24 protein-coding genes and 4 pseudogenes are annotated in these 26,115 nt (G+C 53.0%); 17 read left to right on the top strand and 11 right to left on the bottom strand.

Going from position 1 to position 26,115, the window contains the following annotated elements; translation table 11 throughout:
* Positions 1–249, top strand: a pseudogene (locus tag HMPREF2891_RS01845) (DUF4406 domain-containing protein); the annotation flags it as partial.
* Positions 250–257: 8 nt separating this feature from the next.
* Positions 258–1,261 (top strand): annotated as a pseudogene (locus HMPREF2891_RS01840) (terminase TerL endonuclease subunit); the annotation flags it as partial.
* A 63-nt stretch (positions 1,262–1,324) separates the two neighbouring features.
* On the opposite strand, the gene HMPREF2891_RS01835 reads toward HMPREF2891_RS01840, so the two are convergent.
* The gene (locus tag HMPREF2891_RS01835) at positions 1,325–1,975 is read right to left on the bottom strand and encodes a hypothetical protein (protein ID WP_070619934.1); all 651 of its coding nucleotides are present in this window, start codon (positions 1,973–1,975) and stop codon (positions 1,325–1,327) included.
* Positions 1,976–2,157: 182 nt separating this feature from the next.
* On the opposite strand from HMPREF2891_RS01835, the pseudogene HMPREF2891_RS01830 reads away from it, so the two are divergent.
* A pseudogene (locus HMPREF2891_RS01830) lies at positions 2,158–2,328 on the top strand (phage portal protein); the annotation flags it as partial.
* A gap of 190 nt (positions 2,329–2,518) precedes the next feature.
* Positions 2,519–3,049 carry a hypothetical protein gene (locus HMPREF2891_RS09615; RefSeq protein ID WP_261666666.1) on the top strand — a complete coding sequence of 177 codons (531 nt, stop codon included), beginning with the start codon at positions 2,519–2,521 and terminating at the stop codon, positions 3,047–3,049.
* 16 nt (positions 3,050–3,065) lie between these two features.
* On the opposite strand, the gene HMPREF2891_RS01820 is transcribed toward HMPREF2891_RS09615, so the two are convergent.
* Both HMPREF2891_RS01820 and HMPREF2891_RS01810 read right to left on the bottom strand, forming a co-directional pair.
* A complete protein-coding gene (locus HMPREF2891_RS01820; RefSeq protein WP_070619939.1) occupies positions 3,066–3,518 on the bottom strand; it encodes a hypothetical protein in 453 nt (150 codons plus the stop codon).
* 408 nt (positions 3,519–3,926) lie between these two features.
* Positions 3,927–4,376, bottom strand: coding sequence for a hypothetical protein (locus HMPREF2891_RS01810; RefSeq protein WP_004007623.1), 450 nt, complete (start codon positions 4,374–4,376; stop codon positions 3,927–3,929).
* 634 nt (positions 4,377–5,010) lie between these two features.
* On the opposite strand from HMPREF2891_RS01810, the gene HMPREF2891_RS01805 reads away from it, so the two are divergent.
* Positions 5,011–5,271, top strand: coding sequence for a recombinase family protein (locus HMPREF2891_RS01805; protein WP_070619944.1), 261 nt, complete (start codon positions 5,011–5,013; stop codon positions 5,269–5,271).
* A gap of 107 nt (positions 5,272–5,378) precedes the next feature.
* A complete protein-coding gene (locus HMPREF2891_RS01800; RefSeq protein ID WP_083309402.1) occupies positions 5,379–5,843 on the top strand; it encodes a recombinase zinc ribbon domain-containing protein in 465 nt (154 codons plus the stop codon).
* A gap of 212 nt (positions 5,844–6,055) precedes the next feature.
* On the opposite strand, the gene HMPREF2891_RS01795 is transcribed toward HMPREF2891_RS01800, so the two are convergent.
* The 3 genes from HMPREF2891_RS01795 to HMPREF2891_RS01785 form a co-directional block, all read right to left on the bottom strand.
* A complete protein-coding gene (locus HMPREF2891_RS01795; protein ID WP_261666822.1) occupies positions 6,056–7,099 on the bottom strand; it encodes a YeiH family protein in 1,044 nt (347 codons plus the stop codon).
* Positions 7,100–7,191: 92 nt separating this feature from the next.
* Positions 7,192–7,644: an MDR/zinc-dependent alcohol dehydrogenase-like family protein gene (locus HMPREF2891_RS01790; RefSeq protein ID WP_070619950.1), complete on the bottom strand. Its 453-nt coding sequence runs from the start codon at positions 7,642–7,644 to the stop codon at positions 7,192–7,194.
* 163 nt (positions 7,645–7,807) lie between these two features.
* Positions 7,808–9,163 (bottom strand): aminotransferase-like domain-containing protein, encoded by a 1,356-nt coding sequence (locus HMPREF2891_RS01785; protein ID WP_070619953.1) that lies wholly within the window; start codon positions 9,161–9,163, stop codon positions 7,808–7,810.
* 89 nt (positions 9,164–9,252) lie between these two features.
* Between HMPREF2891_RS01785 and pdxS the strand changes: the two genes are divergently transcribed.
* The 7 genes and pseudogenes from pdxS (at position 9,253) to HMPREF2891_RS01755 (ending at position 15,426) form a co-directional block, all read left to right on the top strand.
* A complete protein-coding gene (gene pdxS, locus HMPREF2891_RS01780; protein WP_070619955.1) occupies positions 9,253–10,134 on the top strand; it encodes a pyridoxal 5'-phosphate synthase lyase subunit PdxS in 882 nt (293 codons plus the stop codon).
* A 218-nt stretch (positions 10,135–10,352) separates the two neighbouring features.
* A complete protein-coding gene (locus HMPREF2891_RS01775; protein ID WP_083311189.1) occupies positions 10,353–11,072 on the top strand; it encodes an AzlC family ABC transporter permease in 720 nt (239 codons plus the stop codon).
* Positions 11,069–11,389 carry a branched-chain amino acid transporter permease gene (locus HMPREF2891_RS01770; protein WP_070663704.1) on the top strand — a complete coding sequence of 107 codons (321 nt, stop codon included), beginning with the start codon at positions 11,069–11,071 and terminating at the stop codon, positions 11,387–11,389. The genes HMPREF2891_RS01775 and HMPREF2891_RS01770 overlap by 4 nt, the downstream gene beginning before the upstream one ends.
* 93 nt (positions 11,390–11,482) lie before the next feature.
* Positions 11,483–13,633, top strand: a complete 2,151-nt coding sequence (locus HMPREF2891_RS01765) for a Cna B-type domain-containing protein (protein WP_070663703.1) — start codon at positions 11,483–11,485, stop codon at positions 13,631–13,633.
* Positions 13,634–13,746: 113 nt separating this feature from the next.
* Positions 13,747–13,866, top strand: a pseudogene (locus tag HMPREF2891_RS09930) (LPXTG cell wall anchor domain-containing protein); the annotation flags it as partial.
* 95 nt (positions 13,867–13,961) lie between these two features.
* Complete coding sequence (locus HMPREF2891_RS09725; RefSeq protein WP_148131691.1) at positions 13,962–14,384, top strand: TM2 domain-containing protein; 423 nt, start codon at positions 13,962–13,964, stop codon at positions 14,382–14,384.
* Between the two features lie 67 nt (positions 14,385–14,451).
* Positions 14,452–15,426, top strand: coding sequence for an aldo/keto reductase (locus tag HMPREF2891_RS01755; RefSeq protein ID WP_222566252.1), 975 nt, complete (start codon positions 14,452–14,454; stop codon positions 15,424–15,426).
* A 103-nt stretch (positions 15,427–15,529) separates the two neighbouring features.
* On the opposite strand, the gene HMPREF2891_RS01750 is transcribed toward HMPREF2891_RS01755, so the two are convergent.
* Positions 15,530–18,235 carry a Cna B-type domain-containing protein gene (locus HMPREF2891_RS01750; protein ID WP_222566251.1) on the bottom strand — a complete coding sequence of 902 codons (2,706 nt, stop codon included), beginning with the start codon at positions 18,233–18,235 and terminating at the stop codon, positions 15,530–15,532.
* A 123-nt stretch (positions 18,236–18,358) separates the two neighbouring features.
* Entirely contained in the window at positions 18,359–19,291 is a 933-nt protein-coding gene (locus HMPREF2891_RS01745) for a DUF808 domain-containing protein (RefSeq protein WP_070619974.1), read from the bottom strand.
* 119 nt (positions 19,292–19,410) lie between these two features.
* Here HMPREF2891_RS01745 and HMPREF2891_RS01740 point away from each other — a divergent pair, with 119 nt between their 5' ends.
* The gene (locus HMPREF2891_RS01740; RefSeq protein WP_070619977.1) at positions 19,411–19,935 is read left to right on the top strand and encodes a hypothetical protein; all 525 of its coding nucleotides are present in this window, start codon (positions 19,411–19,413) and stop codon (positions 19,933–19,935) included.
* A gap of 67 nt (positions 19,936–20,002) precedes the next feature.
* Here HMPREF2891_RS01740 and HMPREF2891_RS01735 read toward each other — a convergent pair whose 3' ends face one another.
* Positions 20,003–21,925 (bottom strand): FAD-dependent monooxygenase, encoded by a 1,923-nt coding sequence (locus tag HMPREF2891_RS01735; protein ID WP_070619981.1) that lies wholly within the window; start codon positions 21,923–21,925, stop codon positions 20,003–20,005.
* A 197-nt stretch (positions 21,926–22,122) separates the two neighbouring features.
* Between HMPREF2891_RS01735 and udk the strand changes: the two genes are divergently transcribed.
* Complete coding sequence (gene udk / locus HMPREF2891_RS01730) at positions 22,123–22,827, top strand: uridine kinase (protein ID WP_261666667.1); 705 nt, start codon at positions 22,123–22,125, stop codon at positions 22,825–22,827.
* On the opposite strand, the gene HMPREF2891_RS01725 is transcribed toward udk, so the two are convergent.
* Both HMPREF2891_RS01725 and deoD read right to left on the bottom strand, forming a co-directional pair.
* A complete protein-coding gene (locus HMPREF2891_RS01725) occupies positions 22,824–23,375 on the bottom strand; it encodes a DNA-3-methyladenine glycosylase I (RefSeq protein ID WP_070619984.1) in 552 nt (183 codons plus the stop codon). The genes udk and HMPREF2891_RS01725 overlap by 4 nt on opposite strands.
* Before the next feature lie 140 nt (positions 23,376–23,515).
* Entirely contained in the window at positions 23,516–24,223 is a 708-nt protein-coding gene (deoD, locus tag HMPREF2891_RS01720) for a purine-nucleoside phosphorylase (protein ID WP_034507425.1), read from the bottom strand.
* A gap of 158 nt (positions 24,224–24,381) precedes the next feature.
* On the opposite strand from deoD, the gene HMPREF2891_RS01715 reads away from it, so the two are divergent.
* Together HMPREF2891_RS01715 and HMPREF2891_RS09320 are read left to right on the top strand one after the other, a co-directional pair.
* Positions 24,382–25,935 carry a sodium-dependent transporter gene (locus tag HMPREF2891_RS01715; protein WP_070663701.1) on the top strand — a complete coding sequence of 518 codons (1,554 nt, stop codon included), beginning with the start codon at positions 24,382–24,384 and terminating at the stop codon, positions 25,933–25,935.
* Between the two features lie 2 nt (positions 25,936–25,937).
* Entirely contained in the window at positions 25,938–26,081 is a 144-nt protein-coding gene (locus tag HMPREF2891_RS09320; protein ID WP_072341199.1) for a methionine/alanine import family NSS transporter small subunit, read from the top strand.
* Positions 26,082–26,115: the final 34 nt, after the last annotated feature.

Genomic DNA, 26,115 nt, shown 5'->3' with positions numbered 1-26,115 from the left:
GGGGGGGGGGGGGGGGAGAAGATCCCGCTGGCACCGCATTTGTTGTTCCCGCAGTTCATGGATGACGCCGACGTGGATGAGCGGGAGTTGGCGATGTTCTTCAACAGGATCCTGCTCTCGCACTGTGAAGCGATGTGGGTCTACACGCCGCGCGTCTCTGCCGGGATGCGTATCGAGATCGAGTGGGCACACATCAATGACCTACCGATCCGCTACCTCGACGAGCATTTCGGGCAGGTGGCGCTATGACACCCAGGACGTTGTACTTTCTCATCACCACTGCAAGCACGGACACGCATAGCATTTGTTATGAGCAGCATGAGAAACCCGAGGACATCCTCGCAGACAAAAAGTATGATCCGATGTTGTACCCGGTGATTTACGGGGCTGACCGTGAGGATGACTGGACGGACGAGAAAGCCTGGCATAAGGCTAACCTTTCTCTTGGCGCCACTGTCCCGATCGAGAAAGTCCGCCAAGCCTGCACGAGCGCGAAGCAAAACCCGGCCGAAGAGAACACCTTCCGCCAGCTACGGCTCAACCAGTGGTCAAGCAGTCGGTGCGGTGGATGCCAACGTGCATCTGGAACCTAAAGTCAGCACCCGTTGATCTGAGCGACTCGGAAGGACGTGTCTGTTACGGCGGGCTTGATCTTGCCTCGACGACAGATATCACGTCGTTCGTGCTCGTCTTCTCACCAGAAACCGGTGACGAGCGGTATGTGATTGCGCCATGGTTCTGGATCCCCGAAGACAACCTGACACTCCGCGTTAACCGTGACCGCGTGCCCTACGACCTGTGGCAGCAGCAAGGCTTCCTGCAAACCACGGAAGGCAACGTCGTTCATTACGGAGTGATCGAAGCCTTCATTGAACAGCTAGGCGAACGCTTCGATATCAGGGAGATTGCGTTCGACCGGTGGGGAGCTGTCCAAATGAGCCAAAACCTCGAAGCACTCGGTTTCACCGTCGTTCCCTTCGGGCAAGGGTTCAAGGGCATGAGCCCACCTTCCAAAGAACTCATGAGGCTCGCACTCGAGGGCAAGCTGGCACATGGCGGGCGTCCAGTGCTTTCGTGGATGGTGGACAACATTCACGTTCACACCGACCCAGTGGGAAACACCAGGCCCGACAAGCAAAAGAGCATCGAGAAGATCAATGGCGTCGTCGCCACCATCATGGCCCTCGATCGGGAGATCCGCTACGGCAGCACCAGCACGAGTGGCTCGGTGTATGACGAGCGTGGACTGCTGGTGTTCTGAGATGAATGGCGGGTTTCGGTAGTTGAACTAGCCACCAAAACCCGCCATTTCAAAAGGAACTGTTTAGGCTATGGCGCGAGCCTCGTCGTCAAGTGCCCCTGAAGTCCAGACTTTATTCATTGGGCCTTGACGCGATAGTAGGAAATTGTGGGCGTATTGATACCGCTCGCGCTTGTTAAAGGGGCGCACAATGAAGCATCGGCCGCCTGAGCTGTTGAAAGCATTCGGCACCCAATCCACAATGCGCCCACCGTCCAGAATGAAGCCTGCATAGGAAGCCACAACTATTGAGTTGTTCGCGACCAAGAAATCAGTGTCTTCTTGAGTCACGCGCCAATGTCCAGTGACTCGAAGCGTTCCTTCGACAATCTGTGCCCACGTGTTAGTAGAAACGTTCTGGCGAACTTCATCGAGAACATCTTTACACCGTTCCCATGTAGCATCGAAATACATAGAAGGGCGAGCCTCCTGTTCTTCAATCCCCATTGAGCAGACTAGCGCTTTTTGTCCAGCCTCTACTGTTAATGGGCGATTTCGAGCAGAGGACAAGTATCCGATATCCCATCCTGAATATCGTTGATTTCGCTGATTCGCACCATCTGGAAATACCGAGATGAGATTGAGATCAATGAGTTTACTCATTGTATTAGAACCAACGCCAAGGATTTTCTTGGCTGTTTCAAAGCCGTAAACGGCATTATTGAAGCTGTACATGACAGCCTCCTTTCTTAATTCAGGTAGCAGTTAATACCCGCTACGTGATTTGAATTCTTACTTTGGATTCGGCGAGCTACCTATGTAGTGAACCGCTCCGATAGCAATTAGAGCACAGTGCTTTCAGCATGTCAATCATGACTAGATGAATTCGCATAGTCTAGTTTTTTAGGGGGGTGAATATGTGTTTTCTTGGATGGTTACGCGGCGATACTTTGCGCTCAGCTGACGATCACGCGATCAGCTCTGGATATAGCTTTTTCTTCGGGGCCACGATCTCTGGTCGTCCGGTAACGGAACGCAGCGCGATGCAGATGACCGCTGTCTACAGTTGCGTGCGGATTCTGGCTGAGGTGCCGTTCCGACTTGGCGTTGCATACTCAACTATTTAGCAAAAGCCTACCTGCGTGACGGTGGTAGGGGATCTGCGGTGAACTGGTCCGTATCAGCAGAAAGTTTCAGGAGTGCTGACGCGAGCGTACTCGAGAAGGACGCTGTAGGCAAGAAGATCATCGCAGCCTTGAATCGCTATATTGATAACACGTGGCGGCAACAACACTTGGATACACCAACTGGAATGTTATCCCTGATGCGTGGACTGGCTGGGCTGGAGACCTAGCTACTGCCATGGAGAATATTCAGAAAACACTTGAGTGGAATCCCAGCGCGAACCTGGATCAGGTGACCACAGCTCTAGTCGGTCAAGGTAACGATTACCGTCAGCATCCTGGCTTGCAGGGGCTGGTACTTGACAAGAAAAACGACAAAGGAAAATGGAAATCGGTAGGAAACAACTGTAACCGCGACGATCTCTGCTGTGATGGAGACGCCATTATCATCGCCAACACGCTAGAAAACGGCAATGATTCCAACAGCCATCTTCTGTCGGCAACACTGCGTGAGTACTACAACAACTCCAGCAAACTAGCCAACAGATTCAAGCGGATCGCCAGCAGTGTTAATGCCTCAAATGCTTCAGGCGCGTTGACAGCATTCGTTTCAGTCATGTCAGGAGTTCCAGGTGGGGTTCTAAGGCGAAAGCTAGCTGGCTCAATATTCCTCAGAGGTGATTAATAAAGCCTGTGAAAAACTAGCGAACTTCATTTTCTGATGGATCATTAGGGTCAGAAACATGGCAGGCTACCCTTTTTCGCATCGCTAAACGAATCAGGTATCCTGCCATGAAAATGACAGCTGGGATTCCGTAAAGTCCGCACCATTTAACATCCGAAGGAGAATCTGGAGCTACTTGATACCAAATGTGATTTCCGGTTGCAAACACGCTTCCTCCAGTTGAAATCCAAAATGCCATACTGTCAGCAACCAAGCCAAAGCAGTAAAGCAAGAGTGGCAAAACAAAAAAGTTTAGCTGCCAGTCTGCTACCTGGATTTTCCGGGTGATTAGTAATGCGACTACAGGTATGAGAACTGGTTCAATGACTGCCGCAGGGAACAGCACCCACACCAGGTCGCTAAGAAAAACTATCTGGAATACCAGCACACATACGGCATAGACCAGAGCGATTTTGACGATATCACGCATCAGTGCTCCTTCCCTCGCCATACCTAGTCAGAGATAAGCCAACTTTTCTATTGACTGAAATCTCATCGATGTTAGAACTGTCTCCATGCCTGTCGAAACTACCACGTAATAGGAAACCGCTGGGCGCTATCCTGAGGCAGGAATTTGTTTTATTGGCTTTATTGTGGACGCGGAGCTTCTTAATCGCCCAGTCGTAGTGGCTAGGCGCCGCCGACACAACAATTCCAGCAAACTTGCCAACAGATTCAAGCAGATTGGCTGGAGCTTGGGGGCGAATAATTCCACTGAGGCATATCAGAAAATAAGTGAATATGCCGACTTGGATAGCGCCGTTTTAGGATGGTTCCTGGCTGGATACGTCAAGGAAGAGATTCGTTTGACAGCTTGCCGAAAGCTAGCTGAATTCATCTACCGATAATTGATTTGGTCTTTTCCTTGGTGTGGCGCTTGGGTAAAAACGCTAAACCCAAGCGCTACACCACCAGCAACAAGAGCGCCGATGGCGGGAACGGAAAACTGGCTCAGCAGTTGAGAAAAAGAATCACTATGAACTAACGAGCCGACACCATCGAGTGAAAAGAGAAAAGCTGAGAGTCCGATAAAGGCTCCTGCTGAAAGTTGCAACGCGCGGGCAGATTGAATACCGATGAAATGCTTATTAAAAAGCAGAAGAAGAATCGTGAAACACACATACATGAGTGGCATCAATAAGAAGACCACAAAAAATCTCTGATCCTGATCCTTGCACCGTAGAAAGATGGCGGCGAAAAGCCACGCGCCGACAAAATATGCCAGAGCGGATACAAGAAACACAGATATTTTTTTGATGACCAGTCCCTTCAACTTTTCGCTACACATTTTGATACGGCAACGGCATCAGGAGTTGTATGCCCCAATAGGTTTTCTTTAATGGGTTTTCATTCTACAAGAAGGGTTTCCCTGCATTGCTAAGGATAGCGCTGATCGGGCGGATGTCGCGTGAATACAGGCACGAGGCCTGGTGCGTTGAACCCGACAGTCACGAAAAGGCGCACGGGAGCGCCTATACCTGAAGCGCCCTGGGTTTTGTTCCGCTTGTTATACGGGGCTTAGGGCTTGAGCCCGGGTCATATGATAGCTGGCTTCGATCTGTGTCGGGGTCTGGTAGTCCAGCGCTTCATGCACGCGAGTGGTATTCCACTAATGGACCTAGTTCAGAGTTTCGAATTCCACCTCGGTAGCTGAGGGCCATGCAGGGCGGGCGTAGATTAGTTCAGTCTTATACAGTCCATTGACGGTCTCAGCCAACGCATTATCGTGGGCGTGTCCGGCAGTCCCAACGGATGCTGCCAGACCAGCCTTGGCCAGCTGCTCGGTATAGCAAATGCTGACGTGTTGCGATCCGTGGTCGCTGTGATGGATTAGCCCATCCAGTGCTTGGTCTTTAGCACTGAGCAGCGCGTGCTCTAACTTTCTTGGCTACCCCAAGAATGCTGACGGGCAGATCGCCATCGTGAAAGATGAAGCTAAGATCGTGCGGCGTATCTACGGTGACTTCCTTGCCGGTAAGGCACCTGCCCTGATCGCTAAGGAACTTACCGATGAAGGCGTGCCCACCTCGAAAGGCAAACGAAACTGGGCAGTACCCACCGTCAAGTCAATGCTTACCAACGAGAAATACAAGGGTGATGCGTTGATTCAGAAAAGCTTCACCGTCGACTTCTTGACGAAGAAAACGAAAAAGAACGAGGGAGACAATCTCAGTATTACGTGACAAACCATCACCAGGGCATTATTCACCCCGATGTGTGGGAGCGCGTGTAAGCAGAAATCGCCCACAGAAAAGGCCGCTACATTTTCCGCACGCACCCGTTTACCAAAATGATCATCTGCTCCCAATGCGGCGGCCACTACGGATGCAAAACCTGGCATGCAGGCGCACACAACGATAAAAAGATCTGGCGGTGCGCCAACAAATACGAAGGAAAGAAAACCGGCTGTAAGACCCCGCACGTGGTCGATGCGGACATCGAGCACGCATTCGTCGACGCCTTGGCCAGGCGAATCACCGGAAATGCTGGTGCACGCCGTGCACTACGCATACTCGAAGAAACCGTGTTCGATACAAGGCCGCTAGAAGCCGAACGAGACAAAGTCACCCAAGAGAGTGGCGAGATCACGGACAAGCAGACCCGCCTTGCCCAAGTCCGCGCAACCGCTGACTACCTCGACGCGAGACCGCCACTGGAATACAGCGACGATGCATGGGCACTCCTTGTTGGCCACGTAACGATCGAAACCTACGGGCAGATCAACGTTGTGTTCAAAGGCCTGCCAGTCGAGTGAACATTGAGATCCTCTTATCAGCACACCCATTAATTGGGATAACGGGGGCTAATGCGATGTCGTTCTTTGCAATTCCAGAGCAAGAGATGAGCGGAGGATTTTCTTGCCAGTGATGGGCAAGAGTTGAATATTGCCGATGAATTTTTGCATCTTTCCCACTCATTGGGTATTGAACGAGGGCTCCCGTTCACCTACGCGTTTCCATCCGGATGCTAATCGACTAACAAAAGTACCGATCCCAACGAGACCGCGGCGATTAGGACAGTCAAGATTATTCCGAGGACGAGGGCGCGCCCTCCGGACTTAATTACGTTGCGCAAGTTTACCCCGGCTCCCATTGCGCCCATCGCTACGGTGAGCAGCATTGTAGCTACTGTGCCGCCTAAAATGCTGAAAGCGCTGTTCACGGTAGAAATACTGGCAAACACTGAAGCTGATGCTACCGCAATTAGGAATCCCACCACGAATCCGGGAATCAGGGGCGGGCGCTTGCCAGAGCTGGCTTTCTCTGCCTGTTCGTGGCGTACTTCTACTACTCGCCGTTCAATGATTCCTACGATTGCCACTACGATAGCTAGGCAGGCCACGCGTCCCAGCTTGGTGGCGGTAGCCAAATCAGAGATTGCCGGATCATAAATATTAGCCGCCGCTACTACCTGGCCGACCTCGTGAATAGAAGCCCCCAGCCAGACAGCTGCTTGAGTGGGAGACAAGTGCAATGCGTGGGCGGCAGCGGGCAAAGCGACAAGGCAGATAGTCCCGAATAAGGTAACGCAAGCGATAGCGGTAGCAACCGCGTCATCGGCGTCCTCGTGACTGCGGGCAGAAACCACTGGAGAAATCCCGGCAACGGCCGAGGCTCCGCAAATGGCGGTGCCGGAAGTGGTGAGGATCCCGGTGGCGTGACTGACCCGCATAAAGTAAGTAAGCAGGTAACCCGCCACCATAGTGACCGCCACCGCGCAGATGATAGTTACAATCGTGCCGGCACCTAGCGCGGCAATAGCCGGTAGCGACAGACGAAAACCAAGCAGCACCACCCCGAAGCGCAAAATAGTCTTCGCTGAAAAAGCGATTCCGGGTTCGCAGACAGCCGGAATTAGCTTCGTGTTGCGAACTGCTACCCCCAGTAGGATCGCCACCAGCATTGATGACAGTAGGGGAACAAATAGATTAATCAGCCAGGCGATACCGGCGACTACGCACGCGTATACTATTCCGGGCAACAAGCGTTTGAAACTACTCAAAAAATCCACTTGCCATATGTATCACAAGGTTAAGGCGATTCCGTAGCAAGAATGCGGGATAGGTTTGTCTCGTTCCCCACAGGTTGACCGGAACTGCAACTTTAGTCGGGTATTACTGCAATTTTTACGCCGACCCGATCATGTACTGCCTGATAAGCTTCATGCACTTTTGAAAGCGGGAAGGTGTGGGCGACAATCTCTTCCACATTTATCGCTCCCGATTCGAGGACGCGGATGGCTCCTTTTACGTCCCGGCGCCGCGCATTAGATCCCCTGGCAACCTGCAAATCTTTCCAGTGAATCAGGTTAGGCTCCATTTGGGTCATCGAGCCTTTCGGGAATCCAGCAAAGTAGTTGACTCGCCCTCCGTCCCGGGCAAGTACTAAGGCATCTTGGGCTAATTCCGAGGCGCCGATACACACGATAACCACGTCGGCTTTCAAATAACGGTCTATCGTTGCCGCGCTCATAGATAACACTTCAGCACGGGTGTCCTTGTTGTAGTAGTGCTCGCCATCGATACGCACCATTTTCGGAGCCACTTCCTCATTCATACGAAAACTATTTCGCGCTCAAAACACGTGAGGCACCACTAACGCTTCGCGCTCATTTTCCATAAGGTACGTCGGATTATTGATTAAAAGCCACTCTGCGCGTATTGCCGCGGGCGGTACGCCAGGTACATTTTGAAGTCTGCGAGAAAAAGACTCGCATGGTTCACTCGGGCACGATCTGGCGGAGCTTCCTTAGCGCCGCGGTTAGTTTTTCCCGACTTCCTGCGCCTAGTCCAACAACTATTCCCGGTGTTCCGGCTCGCCCCGACCAGTATTTGCCCAGTGATTCTACAGCTAGTCCGGCTCCGTGAGCGCCCGCCAAAACTTGCTCTTCGATACTGGCGGAAACCTCGATGATGGCTCCCAGACTTCCATCCATGGTGCGGCCCTCAGGGAAAATCCGCTCAAAAACGCCTCGGCGAAATTTGTATTCGCGACGCATGCGAGCAGTGTGCAGGCGCAGACCGTCAGCGGCGAGGAAGTTGGCAAGCGCATCTTGTGCGATTCCACAAACGGGGGTGAGGCGGGCCGCGATGCCCTCTCGCAGCGCTTCAGGCACGATGGTGTATCCCAGCCCCAAGGCAGGAGTGAGCGTTTTCGCAAATGAGCCAAGCAACACCGTTCCAGCAGGATCTAGCGCCACGAGGGCGGGGTGAGTGGCGCGTAGCTCAGAGTCGTAGTCGTCCTCAATGAGAAACGCCCCCGGGGTGGCGCGGCGCCACTCCACTAGCTCGCGCCGCCTCTTGGCTGGCATTTGTAAACCGTATGGAAATTGGTGATTAGGGGTAGTGAGAACAGCATCGGGGGACAGGTTGCGCAACCCTGCGGTTAAGTTGTTTTCGCCACTGGCTGGTAGAAACGTGGTTTCCCAGCCGATCGAAGCTGGCACTGCGCGAAGAGAACCGAACCCTGGATTTTCTACAGCGAGGCGGCTGCCTTGAAGCGGTGTATTCAAAGTGGCCGCGCACATCTCTAACGGGAAAGCGTGGTTGGAATGACGCATGGCTGCGAGCGCGGCAAGGGTGGCGCGCAGCCCATCACGGGCACCGGCGGTGATGAGTATGGATTGTGGGTCGATGGACACGGCCCGCGTGAGCCGGAAATGCTCGGCAAGTAGGTAACGCAGGCGGTCCGAACCCGGGCTTGGGTACGCATGCGGCTCAGCAACAGCCATGCGCCAGGCTCCGCGCCAAGCGGAAGTAGTGAGAGCTTCCAAAGGAGCGCCGGGCCGAAGCAAACTCGGGGCCGGCACAACCGGCGTAGCACCGTCCTCAGATAGTCGCAAATGCCTCGTAGGCAAAGTGACTACAAGGTCCGGGTGAATGCGACTGCCCGAACGCGTGGATAGCAAGATGCCCTCGCCAGAAAGTTGCTCGTACGCACTAACAACCGAGCCCCGCGACACCCCGAGTTCGTCAGCTAACGCGCGCGTTGAGGGAAGCCGATCACCGGGTGCAAGCGAGCCGTCCTCCAAGCGTTTGCGAATATCTGCAACGATGGAAGCAGGGATTGAGGGCACGGAATCCTCCTACATATTCGCAGGTGGTCTAAAAAAGTATTTCAAAACTGGTATTAATATTAGTCCACAGGTGGGCGAGAATAGGAATCATGAGTTACATGATTGAACCAGAAAAGCTCGTGCTCGCTGACGGTCTGAAGGGCGGCGTCATTATGGACGTCGTAACCGCCGAACAGGCCAAGATTGCTGAAGATGCTGGCGCTGTAGCTGTGATGGCACTTGAACGCGTTCCCGCAGATATTCGCGCCGAAGGCGGTGTTGCGCGTATGTCAGACCCTGATCTTATCGAGGGGATTATGAATGCCGTGTCGATTCCCGTCATGGCTAAAGCGCGCATCGGCCATTTCGTGGAAGCGCAAGTGCTTCAAGCACTCGGCATTGATTGGGTGGATGAGTCCGAGGTGCTTTCGCCAGCCGACTACGTGAACCACATCAGCAAGCGAGAATACTCCGTTCCTTTCGTGTGCGGCGCAACGAACCTTGGTGAAGCCTTGCGTCGTATCAATGAGGGCGCTGCGATGATTCGTTCAAAGGGTGAGGCCGGCACCGGTGATGTTTCGGAGGCCACCAAGCACATTCGGAAGATCAAGCAGGAGATTGCAGCGCTGGTGAACCTCACCGAGGATGAGCTGTACGTGGCGGCCAAGGAACTTGCTGCTCCATATGACCTAGTGGCTCAGGTGGCTCGCGAGGGTAAGCTTCCCGTTCCACTTTTCGTGGCAGGTGGCGTGGCTACTCCGGCAGATGCTGCGATGATGATGCAGCTCGGCGCTGATGGCGTGTTTGTGGGCTCGGGCATTTTTAAGTCTGGTGATCCGAAGGCGCGGGCCGCAGCTATTGTCAAGGCCACCGCCTCCTACGATGACCCGAAGGTTATTGCCGATGTCTCGCGCGGTTTGGGTGAGGCCATGGTTGGGATCAATGTGGCTGACTTGCCGGCGCCGCACCGTCTTGCCGAGCGCGGTTGGTAACGCGATAGGCGTGATTGCTAAAACTTGATTGCCCATTGTTGAGGGTTGAGTAGCGTGGGGACTGGTTCGTAATCGAACTGGTCCCCACGCTTTTTGCTCTGACTATTTAACGGATGTGGGGCCGCGCCCTCCAAGGGTGTGTGAGTAGTTTCATGGCAGCGTTGCCCACGTGGTGGACTGATTTTGTCTGGCTGCTGGAGCCACCATAGGTTTTTTATATGTCCACAACCGTACACTCACCGCTGGCTTTAGGAGCCCGAGACGTCCTTCCCGTAGCCCTGGGTTATGTTCCTCTGGGTATGGGAATGGGGATGACGCTTACGGGTGCGGGCTTGGACTGGTGGTGGGCGCCCATCTTCTCGTTGTTCATGTATGCCGGTTCGATGCAATACCTCATCGTGCCCATGATCGTGGCACGCGAGCCGCTCGCAGCGATCGCGCTTGCTACTCTTCTCATTCAGTTTCGGCACGTCTTTTACGGGATTAGCTTCCCGCTTGATCTCGTGAAGAACAAGGTGGCGAAAGTCTACTCGATCCACGCGCTCACCGACGAGGTCTATGCGGTCATCGCTTCGAAACCAAAGTCTGAGCTAACGGGGGAGAGGGTGCTGTGGACGCAGATTTTCGCGCACGCTACTTGGACTTTAGGGTGTACGCTCGGCGCTCTAATTGGGCTTGCTGTTCCGATTGACGGGCGCATTCTTAACTTCGTGCTGACGTCGCTTTTCATCGTGCTGATGTTGGAGGCATACCTCGCGAACCGGGCGCGCTTTGATCTTGCGCTTGCCGCAGCGATCAGTGTGGGCATGCTAGTGCTACCAGACTCGATTTATCTGCCCGTTTCTTTGGCCGCGCTTACAGCTGCTTTGCTCATTGCCTCGCGTTTACATCCGGTTATCCCCGCGTTAGGCAGAGCCAGAAGGGATGGTATGCCATGACTGGATACATCGTCGGCGTTGTCGCCACCGTCTTTGTCATAACGTTTTCGCTACGCGCGGCGCCATTCGTGTTCTTATCTCGCGTGCGTGATTCCGAAACGCTTGCGTACCTTGGTGCAGCCATGCCGGCAGGGGTCATGCTTGTCCTGGTGATTTTCACTCTTCAAGGAACCTCGTTCTCCAGTGTGGAATCCTGGATGCCGCCAACCGCAGGGGTAATCGCCACGCTTGCTGTGCACCTGGCTTTCCGCAAGGTGCTGTGGTCTCTGCTGGCAGGCACGGGAGCCTTCGCAATTGTTCTTGCGCTGGTTGGTTAAACTCTGATTCTTGCGTACTCGCCGCTTTTAAAGTAGCCAAAATGCGCGTAATCTAGGACCTAATTCCCGCGCATTTGAATTTGGAGAGGTCTCGTGAAGCGACACATTAAGAGCGTAAGGCTAACTTTGCTCAGCTCAATATTGGTTATGGTGGCGCTGCTGTTTGCATACGCGATGCCAACTGCAATGGCAGAACCCTCACCGGAAGAGCTTTCTTCTTCATCACCTGAGACCAATGCGGAACCAGAGGATGCGACGCCAAATGACACTGCAGATAGCCAGACAGCCGTATACCTGGACGGCAGTGGAGGAAACGACGACAACGACGGCAAGACCCCTGGTAGCGCAGTCAAGACATTTTCTAAAGCTAAGGCTTTAGTGCAAAGCAATCCGGATATCGACAAGATCGTAGTGGTTGGAACAACTCCAGTTTCTGGTGATATTGACCTCGTTGGCAGCCCGGTGAAGGTAGTGCGCGCCGACGGTTTCAATGGTTTTCTTTTCACAATCTCGCGAGGCGACACCGCGTCGCTCACGGACATAGTTATTGACGGTAATTCTGACGTCAATTCTGCTATTGAAAAATCGCTTATCAATGTCGAGTCAGGAGCCACCCTCCAAATTGGAGGTGGTGCTGTCCTGAAAAATAACAAGCTCAACATCACTTCAAGCAACGATAGAGGCGGCGCCATCTTCTCTTACGGAGGCGCTATCAAGATGACGGGCGGCGTTATTGAAGACAACCTAGCCGTAAATGGTGGTGGTATTTACCTGTTGAATGCGACTCTGGAACTCTCGGGCGGTGTAATACAACGCAATACGGCCCGTAGGGTCACAGATGAAGCGGGAGTTCATTCCGCGGGTGGTGGAATCTGCGCTGATAAGGGGTCGACCGTAAGAATGTCGGGATCTGCTCTCATTCAGGGTAACCATTCGGACGAGGTCGGTGGTGGCATTAGTGCAGGCTCAAGACAATGGGGACCTAGCAACATTTTCCAGATGGATGGCGGCGAGATCAAAGATAACACCTCGGAAGCAACCGGCGGGGGTCTGTTTATTCAAGCGAAGTACTTTAGTGGTGGTGCCTCGAAGGGATATTTGAACGCTGGACGTATCACCGGAAACCGCATGCTTGGAAAGGGAAAAACCGATTTTCTTTTTGGTGGCGGCGGAATTTACGTTAATGGAGCAAACGATCTATACGGCGCCAATGGCGCGAATGGCGAGCTGTACATCAAGAATGTCCTGATAAGTGATAACCAGTCGGTTTTGGAAGGTGCTGGTTACGCTGCCTGTCCGATTTCGAAGACGACTATCAACGTAACCGATGGCGTTGGTATGAAAGGAAACGCTCGAGCTGACCAAAGTGAAAAAGGTCGAGAGCTTTACCTGTTGGCGAGCCAGAAATACGGGTTGCATTCGGGACGCCCAGATTACGACTTAGCTGAACGCATGCTTGGGGGTGTCCCGTACGATTGGAAACTTGCCGATGGAACTTTGTTGCCAAAGGAGAGCTACAAGGGAACGCTAGAAGACAACCAGGAACTTCCCTTGCACACGGATTCAGCCGCGAATGATCTGACAAACAAGCTTGCCAAGGTAATCATTGCAGATAACTATTCCGCAACGCGTGGCGGCGGTATCGGGTCCAACGGAAGCGTGATCTTTGGTACCTCCGAAGAGCTCGTTGAAGTTAGCGTAGTGAAGCAGTGGGTAGATCAAGACAATGCTACGAAGCTGCGTCCAGAGACAGTCACGGTCCGCTTGGTTGCGACAGTGGGCGATATCAGTGGGGTTGTCGAAACCAGGAGAATTGGTGCCGACACAGACTGGAAAACCACTTTCTCGAACCTGCCAAAAACGCAGGACGGGCAAGAAATCGTTTACAGCATCGAAGAGGATCCAGCTGGTGTCTACTCCTCTCAGGTGAAGAAAAACTCTGAATATAACTTCACTTTGATAAATACCCTGACCGTCACTGACATTGCGGTTTCGAAGAAGTGGGAGGATAACGAGAATACGGCGGGAGTTCGTCCCGATTCTGTTACCGTTAAACTTTTGGCTGATGGAGTCGAAACTGGGAAGCAAATAGTGCTGGATGAAAGCACTGGTTGGACGGGCTTGTTCACGAATCTTCCGGAATATAAAAACGATAAGAAGATCAACTATTCAGTCGCTGAAATTGGCATTGCTGACGGTTATGTTTCGTTGATCTCGGGCAGTGCAGAAAAGGCTACGTTGTAACAAACACATATGAGCCTCCAACCGAGTCGACTACCACGGAACCGACCACTGTACCGGTTACGACCGAGCCCTCAACTGGGCCTACGAGCGGCACAACAACCGAACCCACAACTGCACCAAGACTACCGAAGACGGGTGTTAGTGTCTCGACTTGGAGTGGTTGGGCAGGAGGCTTCGCTTTGGCAGGCGCGTTCTTGCTGATTGTTGCTGTACAAAATAGGAAGCGAAACTAATCTTTAGAATCTGTGCTCTCGTACCACGTGTCCCGAGGAAATAGTTCGAGTGTTGTATCTTGGTTGCAACAGAATCTACCAGGGGGAGGCTTCCTATGAGCTATCCAGAAAACAACAACCAGAGTCAGGTTCCCGGCGCTGGCGATAACTCCTACAATAACCAGTACCAGGCGCCGCCTGCTTCATATTCGCAGCAACCCGGGGGCCAGTATTCGGGCCAGCAAAACTACGGGTCGTATTCGGGCATGTACGCCGACCCGTACGAGGCTGCTGGGTACAAGCGTGTGAACAAGCACCTCTTCGTTTGGCTTGGAGCATTCCTCCTGGGCGGGTTTGGTGTTGACCGCTTCATGCGCGGACAGGTGGGGCTCGGCCTAGCCAAGTTCTTCTGCAACTGGTTGACGCTTGGCATTTGGGGCCTGGTGGACTGGATTATTGCCGCAGTCAAGGCCTACGGGGAGGCATTCGGCGCCTTCGAAGAGATTGTTTTTGATCCCACGGGGGCATACATCCGCTAACAGAAACCTCAAAAGACGGGGACGTGCAGCTGGCGCGCCCCCGTCTTTTACGCGTTATATTGGCTGTATGAACACATCTTTGCCTTCAATGCCGTACAACCGTTTAGGATCCTCGGGCCTACAGGTTTCCCAGTTCAGCTTCGGCTCCTGGGTTACGTTTGGAAGTCAAGTAGACACGGGTATTGCCAAAGAACAGCTTCAGATCGCCGCAGAAGCCGGCGTAAACTTCTTCGACAACGCGGAATCCTATGCGTTGGGTAAATCTGAAGAAATCATGGGCCAGGCTATCCGCGAGCTCGGTTGGAAGCGCCACGAGTACATCATCTCTACAAAGCTGTTCTGGGGAATCCACGACATGGTGAACATGAAGAACACGCTTAACCGTAAGTACTTGATGCAGGCAATCGATGGCTCCTTAGAGCGTCTTGGTTTGGACTATGTGGACCTCGTTTACGCACACAGGCCCGATCCGAACACGCCCATTGAAGAAACTGTGTACGCATTTTCAGACATGATCAACCAGGGCAAGGCCCTCTACTGGGGCACTTCTGAATGGTCTGCCGATGAGATTCGCGCGGCCTACGAAATTGCTGACCGCAGGAACTTGCGTAAACCCGTCATGGAGCAACCGCAATACAATCTGGTCCACAGGCACAAGGTGGAAAGCGAGTTTGCCCGCCTATATCAGGACATCGGCCTGGGCCTAACTACCTGGAGCCCGCTCGCCTCAGGAATTTTGACTGGTAAGTACCTTGACGGTGTTCCCGAAGGGTCACGAGCCACGTTGAAGGGGCGCGAATCGATCGCAGAGGAGGCCCGCAAGCATGAGAAGGGTGTTCGCGCTCTGGTAGCTATGGCGAAGGAACTTGAGGTTTCTCCAGCGCAACTTGCGCTTGCCTGGGTCGCCGCTAACCCGCATGTTTCGACGGTTATCCTTGGAGCCTCGTCCGCGAAACAGCTTGCGGAAAACCTTGGTGCACTAACGGCTCTGGAGCGTCTAACCCCCGAGCTCAAGAGCAAGCTAGACCATCTTTTCGCATAAACGCAGTGGCAACTGTAGCGGCCGTGATCCACATAGTTCACGGCCGCTACTAATTGGTGCGATCACCTACCCGCTAAAGTTAGGCGGTTTAGGCGGCAATGGCCTATTTGGCTTGCCTCCTAGCGATGAGAATCCCGCCACCAGCTATTAGGAGGGCAATAGCAATCGGGGTCAGAATAAGTAGGTCCGTGCCAGTCTTCGGTAATTGCGGGCGGCCTGGAAGTGAAGGTTCCGTGCTTGTGGGTGGCACGGGGCTCATTACTGTTGTGCTCGGCTCGGTACCACCAGGTTCGGTAGTTGGCTGGGTAGTTGGCTGAGTGGTCGGCTCCGTCGGGATGAACCTGTTGGTTATTTTGAAACCATCGGTTTGGTTCCCGGAGATAGAAGACTCGAAAGAGCCGGTATTGTCTTCGATAACGCTGTAGACGTTCGCTTCAAACTGCCCTGTTTCACCATCCCATTTTTTGTAGGGTTGCAGATTAGTGAATTGCCCCTTCCAGCGGTTGGCTTCATTGAGCGTGATCGTTTGATCAGTTCGTTCTCCATTTTGAAGCAGCCGAATTGTCACTGATTTAGGACGATCGGTGACCTCTCCGCCTTCCCAAAACTTCTCCACTGGAACAGAAATAAAATCCAACTCATTCTTTACGATGAAGGTCTTTTCCTTATCCGGATCAACAGCAACCGATGAACTGAAACCATTCTTCAGTATGTCGGAGTCCAATTCTTTCACCGAGTAGATTATGCTACGTCCCTTATTTACAGTAGGGAGATCTCGGAAGGTATAACTCCAGTTATTATCGCCATCCAAAACGACTGGTTTTGCGACGGGGAACGTCTCGGCCTCGTCAGCGAAGTTAGCTTCGAGTTGCACGGTCACTGGAACCTTTAGGTCTTCGGAGAGTTCCTGGCCCGTGGTGTAAGTCCATTCCTTTCGCACACTAATCTCAGTGGACTCGGGAGTACCGAACGTAACATTCCCATTGGAACCAATGCCGCTGCCACGAGGCGCCTTATTTCCGGTGATGATCAAGCTGGCCCAAGCCCTCGCGCGTAGCTTCGCTTCATCCGAAGCTACATTCTTGAGCCCTGCGTTGGACAGAGTGCTTTGATACTCGGCGTTTTCGCCAGCCTCCGCATTTGGGGAATCATCTGCAAGGTTCTGGAAAATCTGCTCTTTTTCGCGATTCTCGTCATCGAAGCGGGTCTTATTTACACCGCCATCCTTGTAATACGCCGAGTCGCCGCCGCCAAGCATATTCTTATCCAGAATGAGTTTTGCCGGGTTGGATTGGCCGTAATTATCGTGCGCGATATCGTCGCCGTAATAGTTGCTAATCTCGTCTGAGTTTCGCGGAGCCGTATTGTCAAAAATTGCGCCACCATCGGTCACATGCATAGTCAGTGAACCGGTAGGGCACAGCCAAATTCCTCCGCCCTTGCCTCTGTCGTACTTGGTTGCATCTGAAAATCCGTTTTGAGTTACTAACGCGTTTTGAAGATGGGCGGAATATGACTCGGTTGCAACGTACAGACCGCCGCCTTGACTATCTGCTGTATTGTTCGAAATCTCGCCGCCAAGTAGCCACACTCCATTGGACACGGTGTTCACGCCGCCACCGGTATTTGCTGCCCAGTTGTTGCTAATAGTTCCACCCCGCATGGTGAAACTAGCCGGGGAGATCTCGGTCCACTCTTCGGTGGTGAAACCGTTCCCCTTACCTTCAGCTGGGACCTCCTCGAAGGGATTGTCTCCAGCTTTAACGTAGAGGTCCATAGCATTGACGCCGCCTCCGTAGGCAGCTTTGTTATAGCTTATCTGGCCGGCGTTCATGGTTACGGCCCCGTTGCCGAAAACATTTATGCCACCGCCGCCAAACTGGGCGTAACCTTTGGAAATCTCGCCGCCATTAATCTCAACGATGGAACGTTTAGTTTCATAACCTTCTGTGTTTGCACCGGAGAGCCAGCTGTAAATCCCGATGTTGCCTGCCCAACCGTGGTTGCCAGTAATAGTTCCGCCATTGATAGTCAGATGGGAGCCTCCGAATAGGCCAATGCCGCCAGTTTCTCCGTAGGCGCCTTCATCCGTCATTGCGCGGCCCTTCGAGATTTCGCCGCCGTTCATGACCATGGTTGCGCCGTCGCTCAGCGCCACGTTTGCGGCACCTTCTTGAGTAGTACTAGGGGAACCTAACAGACGCTGGTTATCGGTAACTTTACCTTCATTGAGAACGAACTTCGCATTCGGCCCCGTGACGGTAATAGCAGCTTCTTTTTTCTTAGAGAGGCCCCTAGCTCCCTCGACGCGGCCGTGGTTCATAATGAGCTCGCCCTTGACTTCAATCGCGGGAGAATTTGCTTTTACCCATTCTCCGCGAGCCCCAACAGATAGAGTACCGATCCCAGACTCGTTCTTATCTAGAGTTAGCTTTGCCCCCTCTTCGACTTCAATCAGGGTGCCAGCAAAACCGTTTTCGCGCAGGAGGCGAGTGTCATTCACGTAATTGGGGTCTGTAGTAGGGGCATTCACAATCGTTATGTCTGCACCGGCCGGAATGACTAACGTTTCGTCAATATCCGTGTCGAGAAGACCCAGCACTATCTTGGTCGGGTCGCTACCGGCGTTGGTAATGAACTCTTGGAGTTCTTCACGTGAACACTGGAACACGCATTCAACGGTTTCTGGTTCGCCACTACCCTGAGCGGACTCGTCTTCAGCAAGGGCGGTAGTCGCTGGAATGCCTAGCATCACCGCGAACACCGTTGAAAGAGCAATGAATACAGATCGGACTCGTGGGAGACGCATTTTGAAAACACCCGCTAAAACAGATCGTGCTAAGAGAAACTTTGACTATGATCCACGATCACGATGCTATCAGGCTGAAACAGCCGTTTGGGTGGGGTCGAAGAACGCCTGTCGGTACCACTCTTAGTTGCGGCTTTTGCCCAGGGCCTTCAGGCCGTGGTGGGCGCCAACCAGGAGGGATCCTAGGATTGCGCCCACCAGCAAAGAGGCAAGCGTTTCGATAGTCCAACTCAAAAAGCCAGCTCCGGCGCCGAAGCTCGCGCCCAGGTGGGCGAGGTTCTCAATGATTTGATGCGGCGCAGTCCACCCCAAATCCGCGGCGGAAACGACCACGATGTGCCCACCAACCCAAAGCATCGCGAGCGTGCCAATCACCCCAATAGTGGCCAATACGCGCGGCATTGCGTTAAAAAGCAGTTTGCCAATTCGTTGCGAGGACGCCTTCTCTCGCTTCATCAAGGCAACGCCAACATCGTCGATTTTCACCAAAACGGCAACCATTCCATAAACCACAAAAGTGATAAGAAAGCCGACAGCTATCAAGATTATGGAGCGTGCAACGAATCCCTCGGACGCCACTTCGTTGAGCGCGATGATCATAATCTCTGCCGACAAGATCAGGTCCGTTCTAACCGCGCTCTTCACAATCTGTTCTTCACCGGATGGTCCTGCAACGATGAGAGGATCGTCATGCCCGCCCCCGCGCAACTTCTCCCAAACTTTTTCCATTCCCTCAAAGGCTAAGAAAGAGCCTCCCGCAATCAGAAGAATGGGTAGTACCCACGGCGCAAACTGACTGAGCACTAACGCGGCAGGCAAGATAATTAGTAGCTTGTTCGTCAAAGATCCACGAGCAATCCGCTTGATAATGGGAAGCTCGCGTTCAGGTTTAAGGCCTTGTAGATACTGAGGCGTTACCGCAGTGTCGTCCACAATAACCCCAACAGTTTTGGCGCTAGCCCTGCCGGTGGCAGCAGCCACGTCATCGACGCTTGCCGCAGCCATCTTCGCTAGAGTAGCGATGTCGTCAAGTAAAGCAACGATGCCGCCAGACATAAATCCTCCATACGCTTACGAGTGAGCATCGACAAGCAACTCATGTAAATAATGACAGAATCTGATACAGATAGCGCTGTTACTAGATAATCGCGTGTTAACTTCTACGAGGGGTGATTATGGCTTCAACGGGTAAGCATGCGCTGTGGCTAGGATGTGCGGCCTTGGTGGCAGTGGCGCTCGCTGGCTGTGGCGGACAAAACGCATCCCCAGAAAGTTCAACTCCACAAACGCGCGCTTCGGCGCAAGCCCTCTCACAGTTACAACCTGGTGGAGCGGTTTCAAAAACAGGTAAATTTGGTGAGTTCGTAGAAGCAGGGAGCGGGGTGAGAGTAGCTGTTGGCAAGCCGCAACCGCTTGGAACCTACACGGGGGATCATGGCCAGCCAGTAACGCTTCCGATAACCATAGAGAATGTGGGAGAGGAAGAGTTTTGGACGGATCAAGTCATAGTTTCTGTAGTCTCTGACGCAATTAGCGCGCCAATTGTGGGATCGCAAGATTCTGGAGCCGTACCGCTTCCACCCACGCCTGTACTCCCCGGCCAGCAGGTCACGTTAGATCTCGGCTTTGAGGTTGCTGATCTAGCCGACGTAATAGTCAGTCTGGATTTCATGGGACAAAGCTCGATAACCTTCCACTGATCGTTGCAGTTCGCAAAATTGGTTTCGGGGGAAGCGCGAATGCGCTTCCCCCGAAAATTTCTACAGCTTAGTTTTGTTCGATGTAGATCTTCGAGAAGAACTCGCCGATTTCTTCGGGCTTGTCTAGTGGTAGAACGTGTGCGACATACATGTCTGGGCGAACAACTACCACAACGCCGTCTTCGGAAAGCTCGCGCTCTTCCCAAATATCAGTGTCTGGCATATCGAAGCCGTGCCATAGTCCCTTCGGAAGCTTGCCGAAAATCTTCTCCAGGTTTTGTAGTCCAAACGGACCATTTTCGGGCTTGAAGATTGCGGGAACATCGCCCGGACAAATGTCGCGGTGATCCTGCTGGTAGATCACCTTCACATCAAAGAGGGCATCGCGATCGCTACCCTTCGGAGTGAACCTATTAATGGGGGAGTCAACTGACTCGTCCATCCACTTAGCCCAGTCGGCAACCTTAGTACCCGAAAGCGCGGCGCGTTCCTTGTCAGCGAATACGTATATGCGCCAGCGACCATCAGCCTCGTGCGTATGGCCAAGGTGGATCGGATTTGAATCCGACCGGCGTACTACCTTCGCGGACTTAAACCGCTTGCCCAGCGTGTAGCCCTTTGCCAAATCCTGATATGCATTCGAACCAACAAGTAACCCTTCGGGGTATTCCGTGCGGAACCCGTTAGAGAACTCACCGGTTTCCAAGTAGAAGTCCTCAATCGGAATGTCGGCGCCCGGACCCTTGTATGTACCCGCTACACGTGCGGACCATTCGGAATCAAAATCGATCAGGTTTTGTGCAATGACCTGGCGTTCCTGGGTGTAGGACTGCAGTAGGGAAGCGGGAGCCAGCCCCTTCAAAACGTGTGCAACCTTCCAACCGAGGTTGAATGCATCCTGCATAGATACGTTCATTCCCTGGCCAGCCTTAGCCGAATGCGTATGGCAGGCATCGCCGGAAATGAACACGTGCGGGTCGCGTGTTCCTACCTCTTCGGTGGGAATCTCATCGAATCGATCCGTTACGCGGTGGCCAACTTCGTAGACGGACCACCAAGCAACGTCCTTCACGTCAATCGAGTAGGGGGCAACGATCTCATTCATCCGCCGGATGATTTCTTCGAGCGGTGTCTTACGTACCGCGTGGTTGTCGTTCTCGTCAACGATGCCAAGATCCACGTACGTGCGGAACAGGTATCCGCCTTCACGTGGAATGTGCAGGATTGATCCGTGCTTGGATTGGATGATGGACTTAAGACGAATGTCGGGGAAGTCCGAGTTTGCGAGGACGTCCATGACACCCCACGCCTGGTATTGAACATCACCGAGGTGGCGGGCGCCGATTGCCTTGCGAACCGCAGAGTGCGCGCCGTCAGCGCCGTGCACATACTTTGCTGCGACAGTGCGAGTTACCCCTTCGTTGTCTGGGCCAGTACCAACCAGACTAACCTTAACCGGGTACTCGTCTTCGTACTTGAACTCAAGGCTAGTGAAGGCCCAACCCCAGTTTGGAACTAGACGCGACGGCGAGTTGTATGCAAACTCGCGGAAGTAGTCGAGTACGCGCGCTTGGTTCACGATCAGGTGGGGGAACTCAGAGATTCGATGCGGATCGTCTTCAGTGCGGTGCATGCGCTTAATGTGATCCGGATTCTCCGGATCCGGCTGCCAAAATGCAGTCTCAACAATCTTGTAGGCTTCCGCGGTAATTTCCGGTGCAAAACCGAAAGCCTGAAATGTTTCAACTGAACGCGCCTGAATGCCATCAGCATGGCCAAGCGGAAGTCTACCCGCGCGCTTGTCAATGATCGCAGTAGAGATGTCTGGGAAAACGGACATCTGGGCCGCCATCAGCATGCCTGCAGGACCAGCGCCAACAATCAGAACATCAACTTCATCGGGGAGTTCTGCTCGGCGATCGATTCCCAGGCCCTGAGCAACTTTGACTCGGGGATTTTCAGAGACGTAACCATGGTGGTGAAATTGCACGATTATTCCTCACTACTTTGTGGGCGGCGGACCATCCCGCCGAACCGGTCGTACACATATTCGTATACGATTATGGCAACAGTGGCCGACTAACGGGCATGACTGTGGCTCAACTCACAGTGTAGCGAGGGGTTGTGTGCTGCGCGGGATCATTGGGGGCTCACGTATTGGTTTCATGGGAAACTGTACGGACGTAAATGACTGAGAAAGTTTCGCTGTGGATGCAGGAGTTATTGCTCAAATCCACTAGACTTAGAAAAAATCTCGAAGATCGGGGTAGTAACGTGCGTGCGCTCGTCATCGGTATTGCTGGTGGAACTGCAAGCGGTAAGACGTCTTTAACTAAGGCGCTTGTGAAGGAATTTCAAGGGAAAACAGCTGTTGTATACCTCGATAATTATTACAAGTCGCACACCGGTCTTACTTATGAACAGCGCGCATCCCTCAATTACGATGCGCCCACCGCATTTGATATCGACTTAATGATCGAGCAGCTTCGCGAGCTCATTGATGGAAAGCCTATCGAATGCCCGGTGTATGACTACACCGTCCATAACCGCAGTGAAGAGGTTGTAGAAATCACGCCTCAACCCGTTGTGATTGTGGAAGGAATTTTGTTGTTCGTGTTCCCCGAGCTTTGCGAGCTGTTTGATATCAAGTTGTTTGTGGACACGGATGCGGATGAGCGCATCCTGCGGCGTGTACGCCGCGACATGCTTGAGCGCGGGCGCACCATTGATTCAATCGAAAAGCAGTATCTAGAAACTGTGAAGCCTATGCATGACCTCTACGTTGAGCCATCTAAGCGTAAGGCCGACATCATTATTCCTGATGGAGTGCAGAATTTGGTTGCACTAGACATGATTATTAACAGGATCAACAACTATCTGCATAGTGTTTAAACGCTCTCGATTGTCGGCTCTTCCTGTAGCCAGGGAAGGGCGAGGTCGAATGATTCCAATAGAGCTCGAATCAGTTTTGGGCCGGTAAAAGTAAATCCCCAGTCGTTAAAAAAGTGGCGAAGCAGTGTCATTTGCTCCTCGCCGTAGACCGGCCAAACTCCGGGTTTGCCAGCGGAGTTTTCAAGCACGGCTAGAAATGCGTTCTTTCGCTTTTCGTGTTGTACGGTGCTGCGATACTCCTGGATGGCTTTAGCATTTTGGATAACCGCCCGGATTTTGCGCTCGTTCTTAATTGGGCTATCGCCTTTTAATAGTCTGGCGACATCCTCATCCTTCATCTTCGCAACCGTTTCGACCTTGAAGTCGCTAAACGCTGCGCGAAGTGCTTCTCGTTTGGAAAGCACGGTAGCCCAAGTTAATCCGGCTTGGAAAGTTAACAGGCTTAACATTTCAAATGCGGCGTCGTCGTTTTCTGGAAGGCGTCCCCACTCGTTGTTGTAGTGCCTTCTGGTCTCTTCGTTAGCGTCTGCCCATTTTGGAATAGTCATTATTTCTCCTCTCAAGCAAAAAGTAAGCCTGCGAGGAAGTCAGGCGAAGGCGTGGGGAGCGATGGTGTGGACGGGGATGGGTTTGAGCCTTTTGGGGACAAAAAAGGGGAGCGCCGGCTGGCGCCCCCTATGGTTAAGGTTTAAGCAAATGCCGCGGCTACCGCGAGCTTTAGCGCGCCCTGGAACTTAGTCTCACGCTCTTCGGCGCTCATATCGCCAGAGTGATCGAGTAGGTGGTCGGAAACCGTTAGGACCGTAAGGGCCTGTTTGCCGAACTCGGCGGCCACTCCATAGAGTGCGGCAGCTTCCATGTCTACGCCCAAAACTCCATAGTTAGCCAGGCGCTCAACCTGACCTTCGGGCGTTAGGTAAAAGTGGTCGCGAGAAATAATGGTGCCAACGTGAACGTTCTCGGTTTCGCTGGCCGCGTCAACAGCTGCGCGAATCAGATCGTAAGAGGCCACCGGGCAGAAGTGAAGACCAGGCAGGCGGTAAGTGTTCATTGCAGAGTCAGTGTGCGCGCCTAGAGCAACCACAACGTCGCCAACTGCAACGTTGTGAGCGATGCCGCCGCAGGTTCCAACGCGGATGATTCTCTCAACACCATATTCGCGAAAGAGCTCCGTTGCGTAGATGGTTGCCGAAGGTTGTCCCATTCCTGAGCCCATAACCGAAAGAGGCTTGCCGTCAACTGTGCCGGTAAATCCAAGCATCCCGCGCACGTCCGTAACCAGGCGGGCGTCGTCCATAAGCATGTGGGCGATGCGCTCGGCGCGCTTCGGGTCGCCGGGGAAAAGGACTGCTGGCGCGAAATCTCCCTTTTCTGCTGCGATGTGAGGTGTTGCCATTAGTTTTGCCTTTCTTTAACAACTGAACGGAAAAGTGTCTTCATATAGTGTTGCTCATTACAGTTTCGATCGCCAGTGTTCACACTTAGAGACAGAGTGTTGCAAATTGCGAGTAGGGCGCTATGTTTTGCTTATCTCATTAAGTGCAAGGAGATAAAATGTCTAAAAATGCTGGACCTGTCGAGACAAATAGCGCTTCACGCGATCACTGGACTGGTCAATGTGGTTTCTTGATGGCCGCAATTGGTTCTGCAATCGGCCTGGGTAATATTTGGCGCTTTCCAGGAGTTGCCTATTCGAATGGCGGAGGGGCGTTCATCCTCCCGTATCTAATCGCACTACTATTCGTTGGCATTCCCGTACTGTTTCTCGATTACAGCCTGGGGCACAAATACCGCGGCTCCGCACCGCTTACGTTTAAACGTCTGAACTCCAAGGCGGAAAGCCTCGGCTGGTTCCAGGTAATGGTTTCGTTCATTATTACCGTCTACTACGCAGTGATCGTGGCGTGGGCGATGATGTACGCCATCTATTCGGTTCGCCTCGCGTGGGGTGAAGACACCACCAGCTTTTTCGTTTCAGACTTTTTGCAGGCAAGTGGTGACCTCATCAGCTTTAGGCCGGTTCTGAGCATACTTATCCCACTGGTTGTTCTTTGGCTCTTCGTACTCTTTATTCTCGGACGAGGTGTCTCCAAGGGTGTTGAGCGTTTGAATAGGGTTTTCCTCCCACTATTGGTGGTCCTGTTCCTCATTATGGTGGTGCGTGCTCTGTTCTTGCCGGGCGCTCTGGAGGGCTTGAACGCGTTCTTCACTCCGGACTGGTCCGCACTCTTTGATGCCAACGTTTGGCTTGCGGCAGTAAGTCAGATCTTCTTCTCATTGTCCATCGCTTTTGGCATCATGCTTACCTACGCCTCTTACCTACCGCGTAAGGCAAACCTGGCTGGTACGGGCCTTGTTGCTGGATTTGCTAACTCCTCGTTTGAGATCCTTGCGGGTATCGGCGTGTTTGCAACCCTCGGTTTCATGGCGAATCAGCAGGGCGTTGGACTAAACGAGCTTGAAGGTATTACGGGCGTTGGTCTTTCCTTCATGACCTTCCCCGCAATCATTAACCAGATGCCTGGTGGTCCACTGTTTGGCGTCTTGTTCTTCATCTCGCTCGTCCTAGCTGGTATCACTTCACTTTTGTCGCTACTCCAAGTGGTATCGGGTGCATTCCAGGACAAGTTCGGATACTCGGCCCGAAAAGCTGCAGTTACTGTGGGCGCGGTCGCGGGGGTAGTTTCAGTGGTCCTATTCTCTACTACCACCGGCCTGAACACGCTTGACGTGGTGGACGCATTCATCAATAACGTGGGTGTCGTGTTCTCCGCGATCGTGATGACACTACTTGCCTACTTCGCAGTTCCGAAGGTTCGGGCGCTGCGTAAGCACCTGAACCTCGCCTCCGCTGTTCCTGTTCCCGCGGCGTGGGACTGGATAGTTGGCCTGGTTACGCCCGCACTTCTCGCAGTGATGCTATTCCAAGCTCTAATCGGATATGTCACCGAAGGATATGGAGATTGGAGCGCAGGAAGTCTCAACGTCCTAATATTCGGCTGGGGAACCATCGCTGTGGCCGTGATCGGCGCGTTCATTTTGACGAAATTACCTTGGCGTGAAGCCAAGCACGAAGACGTTATCAAGTTCAAGGGAGAGGAAGACTAAACATGGAACCAGCATCGATTATCCTCATGGTTCTAACCATCCTCGTAGTGTGGGGAGGCCTCGTTGCCTCCGTAGTGGCACTACAAAAATCTGACATTCCAGAGCCGGAGATCGAAGGTGAGCCTACAGGTGCGCTAACCGACTAGTTTCCCGCTTAGCGAAGAGTTGCTTAAGATGGTG

It is taken from the genome of Actinomyces sp. HMSC065F11, from assembly GCF_001813085.1.
Taxonomy (GTDB): domain Bacteria; phylum Actinomycetota; class Actinomycetes; order Actinomycetales; family Actinomycetaceae; genus Gleimia; species Gleimia europaea.
Note: the sequence above shows the minus strand (reverse complement) of the source record. Positions and strands in the feature narration are given on the sequence as shown.